This is a genomic window from Actinoplanes sp. NPDC051851, assembly GCF_040681165.1.
Lineage (GTDB): Bacteria > Actinomycetota > Actinomycetes > Mycobacteriales > Micromonosporaceae > Actinoplanes.
Genome location: NZ_JBFAYF010000080.1, coordinates 22,421 through 34,349, shown reverse-complemented (window position 1 = coordinate 34,349; position 11,929 = coordinate 22,421). Strand labels below are relative to the sequence as shown.

11 protein-coding genes are annotated in these 11,929 nt (G+C 71.7%); 2 read left to right on the top strand and 9 right to left on the bottom strand.

Annotated features, from left to right (window positions below):
• On the top strand, positions 1-1,640 hold a 1,640-nt coding region (locus AB0M08_RS42155), incomplete at its 5' end, for a hypothetical protein (RefSeq protein WP_364506227.1).
• Here the strand turns inward: AB0M08_RS42155 and AB0M08_RS42150 are convergent.
• From AB0M08_RS42150 to AB0M08_RS42135, 4 genes are all read right to left on the bottom strand, one after another.
• Positions 1,615-3,780: an NB-ARC domain-containing protein gene (locus AB0M08_RS42150; RefSeq protein ID WP_364506233.1), complete on the bottom strand. Its 2,166-nt coding sequence runs from the start codon at positions 3,778-3,780 to the stop codon at positions 1,615-1,617. The two genes, AB0M08_RS42155 and AB0M08_RS42150, sit on opposite strands and share 26 nt — an antisense overlap.
• A 115-nt stretch (positions 3,781-3,895) precedes the next feature.
• Positions 3,896-4,381 (bottom strand): hypothetical protein, encoded by a 486-nt coding sequence (locus AB0M08_RS42145; RefSeq protein WP_364506225.1) that lies wholly within the window; start codon positions 4,379-4,381, stop codon positions 3,896-3,898.
• On the bottom strand, positions 4,353-4,526 hold the full coding sequence (locus tag AB0M08_RS42140; protein ID WP_364506222.1) for a hypothetical protein: 174 nt from the start codon (positions 4,524-4,526) through the stop codon (positions 4,353-4,355). The genes AB0M08_RS42145 and AB0M08_RS42140 overlap by 29 nt, the downstream gene beginning before the upstream one ends.
• A 194-nt stretch (positions 4,527-4,720) precedes the next feature.
• Positions 4,721-6,007, bottom strand: coding sequence for a nucleotide disphospho-sugar-binding domain-containing protein (locus AB0M08_RS42135; protein WP_364506219.1), 1,287 nt, complete (start codon positions 6,005-6,007; stop codon positions 4,721-4,723).
• 18 nt (positions 6,008-6,025) lie between these two features.
• Here AB0M08_RS42135 and AB0M08_RS42130 point away from each other — a divergent pair, with 18 nt between their 5' ends.
• Entirely contained in the window at positions 6,026-6,502 is a 477-nt protein-coding gene (locus AB0M08_RS42130; protein WP_364506216.1) for a MarR family winged helix-turn-helix transcriptional regulator, read from the top strand.
• A gap of 57 nt (positions 6,503-6,559) precedes the next feature.
• Here the strand turns inward: AB0M08_RS42130 and AB0M08_RS42125 are convergent, their stop codons facing one another.
• The 5 genes from AB0M08_RS42125 to AB0M08_RS42105 form a co-directional block, all read right to left on the bottom strand.
• Positions 6,560-8,590 (bottom strand): serine/threonine protein kinase, encoded by a 2,031-nt coding sequence (locus tag AB0M08_RS42125; protein WP_364506213.1) that lies wholly within the window; start codon positions 8,588-8,590, stop codon positions 6,560-6,562.
• An 81-nt stretch (positions 8,591-8,671) separates the two neighbouring features.
• A complete protein-coding gene (locus AB0M08_RS42120) occupies positions 8,672-9,760 on the bottom strand; it encodes an ABC transporter ATP-binding protein (protein WP_364506230.1) in 1,089 nt (362 codons plus the stop codon).
• 95 nt (positions 9,761-9,855) lie between these two features.
• Positions 9,856-10,677, bottom strand: a complete 822-nt coding sequence (locus tag AB0M08_RS42115) for an ABC transporter permease (RefSeq protein ID WP_364506210.1) — start codon at positions 10,675-10,677, stop codon at positions 9,856-9,858.
• Positions 10,678-10,692: 15 nt separating this feature from the next.
• Entirely contained in the window at positions 10,693-11,484 is a 792-nt protein-coding gene (gene modA / locus AB0M08_RS42110) for a molybdate ABC transporter substrate-binding protein (RefSeq protein WP_364506207.1), read from the bottom strand.
• Positions 11,481-11,888, bottom strand: coding sequence for a TOBE domain-containing protein (locus AB0M08_RS42105; protein ID WP_364506204.1), 408 nt, complete (start codon positions 11,886-11,888; stop codon positions 11,481-11,483). Before AB0M08_RS42105 ends, modA begins: the two co-directional genes overlap by 4 nt.
• Between the last annotated feature and the right edge of the window lie 41 nt (positions 11,889-11,929).

Here is an 11,929-nt window from a genome sequence, read left to right as displayed (position 1 = left end):
CCGGGAGCCGGGAGCCGGGAGCCGGGAGCCGGGAGCCGGGAGCCGGGAGCCGGGAGCCGGGAGCCGGGAGCCGGGAGCCGGGAGCCGGGAGCCGGTGGTCCACGGTGGATGTTCAGCGGGACGTGCTCGTGGTGGCGCGGACCGTCGCGGCCCTGACCCGGCTGCTGGACGTGGTCTCGCTCATCGCCGGTGACCCGCGGATCCAGATCTCCTTCACCACCGACGACGAGCATCCGGCGCACTTCCGGGCCGGCGTCGACGAACTGCTGCACGGCCTCGAACCCCGGATAGTCAGCTGGTCACAGGCCCGCCACGACCGCTTCGACCTGGCCCTCTCGGCCAGCGAGAACGACCGCCTCGACCAGCTCGCCGCGCCCGTCCTCCGGCTGCCGCACGGCCTGGCGTTCCAGAAGCGCTACCCGGGCTCCACGGTCATCTCCGGACTGAACCCGGACCGTTTCCCCGGTGCCGAGACGATCACCGTCGGCCTCGCCCACCCCGCCCAGCAACAGCACCCGGACGCCGCCGGCCGGCGCACTGCCGTCGTCGGCGATCCCGCCTGGGGCCGGATGCTGGCCAGCCGGCACCGTCGTGGCGTCTACCGGACCGCGCTCGGCGCGACCGGCCGCCACCTGGTCGTGCTCGCCTCCACCTGGGGACCGGACTCCCTGCTCGGCGCCGCCCTCGACCTGCCCGAACGACTCGCCGCCCGGCTGCCCCTGGACGCGTTCGCGCTGGTCGTGGTGCTGCATCCGGGCGCCTGGGCCCGGCACGGCCCGTGGCAGGTGCGCAGCTGGCTGGCCCGGGCGACCGCCGCCGGAGTCCGGGTGCTCCCGCCGGAGTCCGGCTGGCAGGCCGCGCTGCTCGCCGCCGACGCCGTGGTGACCGACCACGGCTCGCTCGCCGGGTACGCCGCTCTCACCGGCGTCCCGCTGCTGCTCGGCCCGCGCCCGAGCGGGACCACCGTGCCGGATTCGGTGGCCGACCGCCTCGCCGCCCACCGCGACCGGCTGGACCTCACCGGAGACCTGCGCGCCCAGCTCGAGAAGGTGATGCGCGACCACGCACCGGACGCGTACCGGGAGGTCCTGGCGGGCACGGTCGAGCGGCCCACCGAGACGGCGTCCCGGCTGCGCTCCTGGATCCACCGCGCCATCGCGCTGCCCGAGCCGTCCACGCCCGCCGAGTTCCCGCCCCTGCCCGTGCCACCGCCGGCTCAGCACACGGCCACGGGTGCCTGGGTCGCCGGGATCGACGAGGACGGCATCACCCGCTACCCGGATACCGGTCACGGCCCCGTCCACGAGGATCTCCCCTACCGGCACGTGGTCGCCCGCCTCGAACACGCCACGCTGACCCAGGTGGCGGCCGCCGCCATCCTCGGCGTCGACCGGATACCGGACGAGGATCCGCTCGCGTCCTGGCCGCACGCGACACTGCTCGCCACGGTCACCGACGGCGTCTGCCACGTCCGGACCAGGCAGGGCGCGCACCTCCGGCTGCGCGGCGGCGCCGCCGTCGATCCGTGGGCGCTGGCCTCCTGGGTCTGGTGGCGGCTACAGCGGGGCGAGCCACTGACCGGTTCAGATCAAGTGCGGATCGGGTCGCGGGTGATCACGATCCACTCGGAAGACTGTTGAGCAGGGCGATGTAGTGGTCCCGGCGGGGATTCCCGGCACCGATGTAGCGCATCGCGACCCACCCCCACCAGCGGCGGGCGCCCTCGATGTCGCCGGTGAGCCGGGCGACATGTCCGTGCAGATCAGCCAGTTCGAGGTGGTACTGCGTCGCGCCGCTCGCCGTGGTCAGCTCCTCGGCCCGGCGCAGCTCGGCACCGGCGCCCGGACCGTCGCCGAGCGCGATCAGCGCCTTCGCCGACACCAGGTGTACCCGGGACGCGTTGCGGGAGTCGCCGGCCGGGGCCACGATGCCGCTCAGCAGGGCGAGAGCCTCCGCCGGACGCCCGGATTCGATCAGTACGTTGGCGAGCATCCGCTGATGCAGCCCGAGCGGGCGGGCCAGGCCGAGCCCCCGGTCGATAGCCACGGCCCGCCGCAGCAGCGACTCCGCCTCGACCAGATCACCGGTGCTGCCCAGCCGTGCCGTCGTCAGGAACAGCCCGGCACGGAACTCCAGCACCGAGGACTCCAGGCGGCCGTCCTCCAGCCCGGTGATCAGTTCCCCGGCGTTCCCGAACGCGGCGGCGGCCCGATCGACGACGCCGAGCAGGGTGTAGATCCGGCCCTGGAGCGCGTGCAACCGCACCACCGCCGCCCGCCAGCCGAGCGCCTCGGCACTGGCGATGCCGAGCTCGTTGACGGTCAGGCAGAGCCAGTGGTGGCCCCGGAGCGTCAGCAGCGCCTCCATCGCGCCGCAGATCTGCACCACCTCGACGTGGTACCCGCGTCGCTGGGCCTCCCGGAGCAGGTCCGGCACCAGGTGCGCCTCGCCCTGCAACCAGTCGACCGGCCGCGTTCCCGGGAACGGCCAGACGATCTCGGGCGGCGCGGGGTATCGGCGCAGACGCCCGTCGCGCGCCCGGTCGATCACGGTCACCGGATCCATCGCCAGGTCGGCGGCGCCGGCCAGGTCACGGAACCAGCCGAGATAGCGCTCGACGGCGGCGTCCTCGGTCGCGAACCCCAGGTGGCGACGGACCGACCACAGCAGACCGAGCCGTCCGGCCGGGCCGCGGGCCATCAACCCGGCGTCCAGCAGGGCGTCCACCACGTCGTCGGCGGGCCGGCCGAGCAGCGCGCCGGCACCGGCGTCCGAGATGTCCGCGCCCGGATGACCGGCCAGCACCCGTAGCCCGGCGGCGACCGCCGGGTCCAGAGCGTCCACGGCGAGACCGATCGAGGTCTCGAGGATGGCGCCCAGGTCTCCGGCCGCCCGGAATCGCCCGACCAGCTCGGCGACCGCGCCCGGCCTGCCCTTGCTACGGGCCAGCCACCCGCCGGCCTGGGCGAGGATCGACGGGATCGCGTCGCACCGGGCGATCAGCTCGCGGACCGCCTCCGGCTCGGCGGCGAGCATCTCCGCGCCGCATCGGCCGGCCACGACACGCTCGGCGGCCACGGCGTCGTCCAGGCCGTAGAGCACCACCGGTTCGCCGGCGTACCAGGCACGCAGGTCCTGGCTCAGCAGCCGGGTGGTGAGCAGGACGATCGCCCTCTCCCCGGTGTGCACCAGCGCCTCGGCCTCGGCGGCGCCGGCCACGTTGTCCAGGATCAGCAGGAAACAACGGTGCCGCAGCGCGCGGCGGTACTGGTCGGCGACGATCGGGGCGGTGTCGTCGACGTGCGGCACCCCGAGTTGGCGGAGCACTTCCTGCTGGACCTCGACGAGCCTGAGCACCGCGCCGTCACGGAACAGGTCCAGGTCGACGGTGGCGATCGACGCGACGTCGTTACGTACGTCGTACGCAATCTGCTCGGAAAGCAACGTCTTGCCGGAGCCATGCACTCCGGCGACCACCCACACACCGGGCGCCGTGAGGCGCTGACGCACCTTCTCGCGATCGACGAAGAGGGACGGCGCCACCACGGCGACCGCGTCCACGCTCTCCACCGCGACGAGTTCCTGAGCGAGCCACGCCGCGAACTCCCTGTCCTGCCGCGCCTTGCGAAGAATGAAGCGGCGCAGCGCCTCGGGCTCGGCGGGCGGCCGCTCCGAACGGTCACGGAACAGCTGCCAGAGCCGCCGCGCACTCCCACCGGCCACGGTCGCGACACCCGGCGCCATCACCCGAACCGCCTCCGCGGCCAGCACTTCCAGCATCGACACGCACCCCCTCCCCATGCGCAGCGTCACCAGAAGCTAACACTCAGGGCGCGCCCATAGCGTCCGGCCGACCGTCAGCATCATGGTCGTCGACAACCATCCTATGTGGCCATCAACCCCGTTCGGGCGCCGTTTTCCCCGTTCCCACGCCGCGCTGGGTGGGCACCCTGCCGACAAGGCGCAGAATCAGCGCCCGGCTCCGGCTGTCTCTCGGATGTGCCACCGCATAACCGAGTCGCTCAAGCTCCCGAATCGCCGTCCCAGGATGCCGCCGGACCGCGGCCCTGATCTGCTTCAGGCGATACTCCCGCCGGCTCCCGTCCAGAACGTCACGCCAGTCGGCCTTGGGGTCCGCCAGCCCTTCGTCCGGATCGAGCATCAGATAGGCGCTCACGTCGATCCAGACCGGGGTTTCCGCCGACGATCTCAGCCGAATGGGGCGCGACGTGAAATCCGAAAGATTTGTCCCGACGATAGCTTGGGTGCCACCCGGAAGAATACGGCCGTCGATCTTGACGAAATCGCAAACCGTCCTCCCCAGAAGGATCTGGAGATCCTCGGCGAATTGCCTAGTCTGCGGAGCGAGTCCGTTCCTCATCTTGTTCACCGATGGCCAACCAGAGCTTCATGGCCTCCATCGACACGAAGTCGCGACGGCATGCCATCTCCCTGAGCTGCTCGTACGTGAGGTGCAGGCGGGTGAGCGCCCGGTCCACGGCGGCATTCCATTCGGCCTGGCTCATCTCGGAAACGATAGGACGGGAAGCATGCACGGAAGTCGTCATGAAGGCCTCCCGAGTAGACGTGACTTGCAGACACCATCCTAGAACCGCACCAACATCAATTCCAGGCTGCCCGCAAGGTCATCAAAAGAGGGTCGGTCCTTCCCCGGCTCAGCAGATTCTCTCGCCGTACCCGAAAGCGAAGGTTAAATCGATCAGGGGATGACAGGGGGAAGCTGCAGTCCGTCGAGGATGGCGGTGGCGGCGTTGGCGGGGCCGTCGATGGTGGCGTAGAGGGCGCCGATCTCACCGGCCGCACGGCGGTAGCGCGGATCGGTGAGCAGGTCGTCGGCGAGGGCGGTCAGCCGGGTGGTCGTGGTGGCGTGGTGCGGGGTGAGCCAGCGGCCCGCGCCGCGGCGTTCGATCAGGGTGACGTTCAGGTCCTGTTCCTGCTGGAGAGGGATGCCGAGTAGTGGCGTGCCGGCGGACATCGCGGTCTGGACGCTGCCCTGGCCGCCCGCGGTGACCGCCAGGGCCGCCCGGGGCATCACCAGGTGGCTGGGGAGGACGCCGGCCACCATCACCCGGTCGTCGGCCAGGTCGGCCAGGTCGTGCACCGTGCCGGCCACCAGGACCCGGACGCCCAGCGGGAGCAGCGCGTGCACCACGGCGCGGATCAGGGCGGGCGGACTGGAGGTGATCGCGACGTAGACCACCGGCGGATCGGCGCTCAGGAACGCGTCGACCTCGGGCGGGAGCGGGACGGGCAGGTGGGCGAAGAGCGGGCCGGTGACGCGCAGCCGGGTCTCCGGGCGGAAGCCACGGCCGGGGCGCCAGGACTCGATCTCGGCGGCCGGGACGCCGAGCACCTCGGGGGCCTCGGTGACCAGGGTGAGATCGCCGAGGACCAGGGCGGCGACGCTGGGGATCTCGGGTACGCCCAACTCACGGGCGATCCGGTTGAACCCGCCGCAGTAGAAGCGCACCCGGCTGGGCAGGCGGTTGGCGAGCCAGGCGGACCGGATGAAGGCGTTCGGGGACGACGGGGCGGGGAAGAGGCCACGCTCGGCCATCGGCGGCACCCAGCTCGCGGAGTGCTCGGTGACCAGGCGGACGCCGGCCAGCCGGGTGGAGAGCACGGTGCTCAGCGCGAAACCGGTGACCGCCACCCCGATCCGGTGCCGGGTGAAGTACTCCGCCTCGGCCAGGGCGTACGCCCGCAACTCCGCGTCGCTGTAGGCGCTCTGCCCGATCCATCCGCTGCTCGGCTGCTCGCGCAGGAAACGGGCGCAACGGTCCGCGTCCATCGGCGGGCCGACCAGGTCGTACTCGATGCCGGCGGCGCGCAGCGCGGATTCGTAGGTGCCGCCGTACGTGGCGACGCGCGGGGTGACACCCCGGGACCGCAGCGCCCGGTAGATCTCGATCATCCGCGAGGTCTCGGAGAGGTACGCGCAGTGCGGGAGCAGGCAGATCCCGTTACCCAATATATTGCGAACCATCTGTGTAATATATTGCGGATGCCGGACCGAGAAAAGACCGTCTTCGATCTGGGGCCGGATTCGCCCCTGACCCCGGCGGTACGCGCGTTCCGCGGCACCCTGCTGCTCGCCCAGCGGCTGCGCTACCTGATGGACGAGCGGCTACGCGCCGACGGGCTGACCACCCAGCAGGCCGCACTGCTCACCGCGGTACGCGCCCTGGACCGTCCGGCCCTCACCGAGGCGGCCGCCGCGCTCGGCACCACGCATCAGAACGCGGCACAGCTCGTCGCCGTACTCGAACGCAAGGGCATGCTGCGCACCGAGCCGGACCCGGACGATCGCCGGCGCCGCAGGCTGGTCCCGACCGAGGAGGGCGCGCGCTACTGGCGCGACCGGGACGCCGGCGACGAGGACGCGGTCGCGGCGTGGTTCGGCGCCCTCGCCCCGGACGAGCTCGCCACCCTCAACGAGCTTGTCGAACGCACCCTGACCGGGCTCCCGCGACGCGACTGACAACGCCGGGCGGGCCCAGCCGGCCAGACCCAGCCGGCCAGACTCAGCCGGCCAGACTCAGCCGGGCAGGTTCCAGCGCAGGGAATCGTCGGTCGTGCACTTCAGGATGCCCAGGGCCGGGCCGCCGTCGGACTTCGGCAGGACGCCCAGGCAGAGACTCGCGGACTCGTTGAGCAGGGTTCCGTTGGCCTTCGCCGTCCAGGTCTGGGCGGTGCCGGCGAAGCAGTCCCAGAGCTGGACCCGGTAGGAGAGGTCCGCACCCTGGTTGGCGCCGATGTCGAGACACTTGCCGGCGGTCGGGTTCCGAAGCTCGTCGTCCGAGCTGAGGATCCACTCCTGTGCGGCGGAGCCGTCGCACGCGGCCGCGGAGACCTGAGCGCCGTTGACGACCTCCTCGGGCAGCACGATGCAGCGGCCGTCGGCGGTGGTCGCGGTGGTCACCGAGACGGTCGCCGACGGGGAGGCCGACTTGGTCTTCTTCTTTTTCTTGGTCTTGCTCGGGCTCGGCGACGCGTCCGCCCAGGACGGCAGGGGCTCGGCGGCCGGCGGCACCGAGAAGATCGGCTCCGGGGTCTCGACGGTCTGGGTCTCGACGGCGGAGACCGGCTGGGGGTCGTCTCCGGAGAGGAACCGGGTGGCGGCGAAGGTTCCGACACCGAAGAACAGCATCACGGCGACCGCCGCTCCACCGGCCGCCACCAGCTTCTTCGTACGCCGCGACAGCTTCGCCGACCCGGAACGCGGCGGCGGCTTCGGCGCCCCGACGGCCATCGGCACGGAGGGAGGCACGGAGGGAGGCACGGAGGGAGGCACGGAGGGAGGCACGGAGGGAGGCACGGAAGGCGGCACGGAAGGCGGCGGAGGGGGAGGCCCTGCGGGCGACGCAGAAGGAGCCGGTGACGCGGGAGCAGCCGCAACAGGAGCCGGCGGCGGAACAGGCGCAGGCGCGGGTACAGATGCCGGTGCAGGCGTGGGCATTGGTGCAGGCGTGGGCGCTGGTGCAGGCGCAGGCATGGGCGCAGGCGCAGGCGTGGGCGCAGGCGTGGGCGCGGGTGCTGGTGCGGGAACAGGCTCGGGTGCGGGAGCCGGTCGGGCGGCCGAGATCGGGGAGGCCCCGCTCCCGCGGTACATTCCGGTCTCTTCCGAAAAATCAGAAGGATCCGGCGGCGGCGTCAAGGCCGCGAACTCCGCGGAAGAGGAGGACGAAGAAGCGGACGACGATGGGGGGACCGATATCGGCGGCGGCGAGACCGGCTTCGGGAACGCCGACGCCCCCGAGTCCCGTCCCCGCAGCGGCCGGCACATCTCGATCACTTCGTCCGGCGTGGGCCGGTCCTCCGGCTCCCGCGCCACGCAGGCCCGGATGACCTCGGCGAGGTCCGGGTCCACCCCGTCCAGGTCGATCTTCTCGCGCATCAGTCGCATGTAGATCGACTCGAGCGTCCCCTCCCCGTAGGGCCGCCGGGCGGTGGCCGCGAACGCGATGATCGACCCCAGCGCGAAGACGTCCGCGGCGGGCGTCAGCGCGTCGCTCTCCATCATCTCCGGGGCGATGTACCCCGGCGTACCCATCATGATCCCGGTGGCCGTGATGCCGCCGGAACCGATGCCGCGCGCGATACCGAAATCGATCAGCTGCGGGCCGGTCGGCGAGAGGATCACGTTCTGCGGCTTGAGGTCGCGGTGACAGATGCCGTGCGAGTGGACGTCGGCGAGGCCCTCGGCGAGCGCCGCCATCAGCCGCGCGCACTCCTCGATCGGCGCCGGACCGCGTTCCGCGACCGCCTTCGACAGCGTCGGTCCCGGGATGTACTCGGTCGCCATCCAGAACGGCGGCTGGTCGAGCTCACAGTCGATCAGCGTGGCGGTGTACGCGCTCCGCACCGTGCTGAGCATCTCCGCCTCGCGACGGAACCGGGCCTTCGCCTCGGAGTTCCACAGGTAGGCGGGGTTGATCACCTTGATCGCCGCCGGTCGGCCGCCGGGCGTCCGTCCGAGGAAGACAGTGCCCATGCCGCCGGATCCGAGCGTGCCCTCGATCTCGTACCGCCCGACGCGTTCCGGGTCACCGGGCTGGAGAGGCTTCATGAAGCCGGGGTCCCTTCGACTGATCATCCTGGACCGACGATCGACAAGGGTACGCATCCATCGCCATTACTCGCAGGTAGCTTAGGCGGCGGGATAGGCCCTGGTTTCACTGGCTTTTACGGCTACCCAGAGTCGCCGTCCGGGCACGAGCTCAAGTTGCGCCGCGGCCGCCGGGGTGATGTCCGCCGCGACTCGCACAGGGCCCTCCAGCAGCACACGAAGGCTGTCCCCGTGCCGCTGAATATCGATCAAAGTCGCTTCCCAGGTGTTCCGCGGACTGCCGTCGGGGCGCCGTGGATGCAGTGCCACCGCCGATGGCGGAAAGGCAACGAAGGCCTCACCCTCCACCGTATCGGTCGCGGTCATTGCAAAATCATTTGTCACATGTACGACGTGACCCGCGCCCACCCCGCTGAAAAGGTTGAGGCCTACCAGCTGTGCGACGTAATCGGTGCGCGGCTGAGCGGTGATCGTCGCGGCGTCCCCCTCCTGCACCACGCGACCGTTCTCGACCACGACCAGCCGGTCCGCGAGCACCAGGGCGTCCAGCGGATCGTGGGTGACCAGCAGCGTCGCGCCGGGGTGGGCGGTGAGATGCCGGTGCAGCTCGGCCCGGGTGGAGAGCCGCGTCCGCGCGTCCAGGGCCGCCAGCGGCTCGTCGAGTAGGAGAAGCACCGGGTCGACCGCGAGCGCCCGGGCCAGCGCGACCCGCTGCGCCTGGCCACCGGAGAGGTGCCGCGGCTTCCGGCGTCCGTACTCCGAGAGTCCGACCCGGTCCAGCCACCGGTCCGCGATCGCGTGCGCCCCGCGCCGGTCGATCCCCTGCCGTCGCGGCCCGAAGGCCACGTTGTCCCGCGCGGAGAGGTGCGGGAAGAGCAGGTAGTCCTGGAAGACCACGCCGACGCGGCGGTGCTCCGGCGCGGTGGCCGAGAGGTCCTGCCCGTCGACGACGAGGTGACCGCCGGAGAGCGGGGTGAGCCCGGCCAGCGCCCGCAAAGCGGTGGTCTTCCCGGCACCGTTCGGCCCGAGCAGCGCGACCGTCTCCCCGGCCCGGATGCTCAGCGCGATGTCGAGCTCGAACTCCCCACGCCGCACCACGAGACGCGCGTCGAGAAGCGGCCGGACGGAGGCGCCGCCGGACGAGGAACCGGCGACGGGGAGGGACGGCACGACACGGCCGGGCGAGGGGCCGGGCCCGGTATCGGTCGCGGGATCAGGCTCGGGATCGGTCGCGGGATCGGTCGCGGGATCGGTCGCGGGGTCGGTCACGGCGCGGCCATCCAGCGGTCGCGCAGCGCGGTCAGGATCGTCACCGAGACCGCCAGCAGGATCAGGCTCAGCACCACGGCGCCGTCCAGGTCGCCGCTCTCCATCGTCTGATACACCGCGAGCGGCATGGTCTGGGTGATCCCCGGATAGTTCCCGGCGAAGGTGATCGTCGCGCCGAACTCGCCGAGCGCCCGCGCCCAGCAGAGCACCCCGCCGGCCGCGATCCCGGGCGCCACCAGCGGCAGCGTCACGTGGGTGAAGGCGACCCAGCGGCTCGCCCCGAGGGTGGCCGCCGCCTCCTCGTACCGCGTGTCCGCGCCGCGCAGCGCACCCTCCACCGAGATGACCAGGAACGGCAGCGCCACGAACGCCTCGGCGATCACCACCCCGGCCGTGGTGAACGGCAGCGTGATCCCGAACGCGCTCTCCAGCCAGCTGCCGAGCAGACCGCGCCGGCCGAGCGCGAGCAGCAGCGCGATGCCGCCGACCACCGGTGGCAGCACCAGCGGCACCGTGATCAGCGCCCGGACCACCCGCCGTCCGGGGAACTCGACCCGGGCCAGCAGCCACGCGAGCGGGACCCCGAGCAGCAGGCAGAGCACCGTGGCCAGGCTGGCCGTGAAGAGCGACAGCTTCAGCGCCTCCAGCACCTCGGGCTCGGCGAGCCGCCGCGGGAGCGTGCTCCACGGCGTACGCCAGAGAAGCCCCGCCAGCGGCAGGACCAGGAAGACCAGGCCGGCCAGCGCGGGCAGCAGGAGCGGAATCGGGATACGGGCGGTGGCGACGCGCCGCGGCGCCACCGCCTCGGAGGTGGTCATGCGCTACAGGATCTCTCAGGGCGCCTGGAAACCGGCTTCTTCCAGCACCTTCAGACCGTCGACGGAGGTCACCAGGTCGATGAAGGCCTGCGCGCCGGCCGCGTTGGTGGCGTTCTTGAGGGCGACGATCGGGTACTCGTTGATCGCCTTGGCCGACTCGGGGAACTCGACCGCGTCCACATCGGTCGCCGCGGCCTTGGCGTCGGTCCGGTAGACCAGCGCCGCGTCCACCTCACCGAGCTTGACCTTGGAGAGCGCAGCCTTGACGTCCTGCTCCAGGGTCACCGGGGTGACCGTGAGGCCGGCCGCCTCGATCGCGGTCTTGGCCGCGGCCCCGCAGGGCACCTCCTCGGCGCAGAGCGCGACCTTGAGGTCGGACCTCGTCAGGTCGGAGAGCGCGGCGATCCCCTTCGGATTGCCCTTCGCCACCGCGATGACCAGTTGGTTCTTCACGAACGTGGTGGGCGTGCCGGTGGCGTTGCCGGCGTCGGTGACCACGGTCATGTTCTTCGGGGCGGCGGAGGCGAAGACGTCGGCGGGCGCACCCTGGTTGATCTGGGTGGCCAGCGCCGAGCTGCCGGCGAAGTTGAACTTCACCGTGCTGCCCGGGTGCTCGCTCTCGAACGTCTTACCGAGCGTGGTGAACGACTCGGTGAGCGACGCCGCCGCGAAGACGGTGACGGTGCCGGTGACCCCGGCCGAGCTGGAACCGGTGGCCGGGGTGCCGGAGGCGTCGTCGCCACCGCAGCCGGCCACCCCGAAGGTAAGGACGGCGGCCAGACCGGCCGCCGCGAACGTGAGCCTCATGAGGTCCTCCCCAAAGCGGATCTCTCCACCACTACGGTGGTGGACTTGATCACTGCGACCGCCACCGAACCGACCGCGAGGTCGAGTTCGTCGACGGCCTCCCGGCTCATCAGTGACACCAGCCGGAACGGTCCGGCCTGGATGTCCACCTGAGCCATCACGGTGTCCTTGACCACGGCCGTCACGATCCCGCGCAGGCGGTTACGCGCCGACGAGGTGTCGGAGCGCTCGTCCGGCTCGGCGGCCTGGGCACGGACGAAACCGGCCAGGTCGACGCCGTCGATCACCCGATGCCCGTGCTCGTCACGGGAGGCGGCGAGCCGGCCGGCGTCGACCCAGCGACGAACCGTGTCCGGGCTGACGCCGAGCAACTCGGCCGCCTCTCCGATCTGGAACACCGTCATGTCGCTCACCTTAATCATTCGCAGTTACCAACCAACATGGT

Excerpts from the sequence above, each read along its gene's own strand:
- AB0M08_RS42125 (WP_364506213.1), bottom strand. The coding sequence starts at position 8,590 with ATGAAGCCTCTCCAGCCCGGTGACCCGGAACGCGTCGGGCGGTACGAG.
- AB0M08_RS42105 (WP_364506204.1), bottom strand. The coding sequence starts at position 11,888 with ATGACGGTGTTCCAGATCGGAGAGGCGGCCGAGTTGCTCGGCGTCAGC.
- AB0M08_RS42135 (WP_364506219.1), bottom strand. The coding sequence starts at position 6,007 with ATGGTTCGCAATATATTGGGTAACGGGATCTGCCTGCTCCCGCACTGC.
- AB0M08_RS42145 (WP_364506225.1), bottom strand. The coding sequence starts at position 4,381 with ATGAGGAACGGACTCGCTCCGCAGACTAGGCAATTCGCCGAGGATCTC.
- AB0M08_RS42115 (WP_364506210.1), bottom strand. The coding sequence starts at position 10,677 with ATGACCACCTCCGAGGCGGTGGCGCCGCGGCGCGTCGCCACCGCCCGT.
- AB0M08_RS42140 (WP_364506222.1), bottom strand. The coding sequence starts at position 4,526 with ATGAGCCAGGCCGAATGGAATGCCGCCGTGGACCGGGCGCTCACCCGC.
- modA (WP_364506207.1), bottom strand. The coding sequence starts at position 11,484 with ATGAGGCTCACGTTCGCGGCGGCCGGTCTGGCCGCCGTCCTTACCTTC.
- AB0M08_RS42150 (WP_364506233.1), bottom strand. The coding sequence starts at position 3,780 with ATGCTGGAAGTGCTGGCCGCGGAGGCGGTTCGGGTGATGGCGCCGGGT.
- AB0M08_RS42130 (WP_364506216.1), top strand. The coding sequence starts at position 6,026 with ATGCCGGACCGAGAAAAGACCGTCTTCGATCTGGGGCCGGATTCGCCC.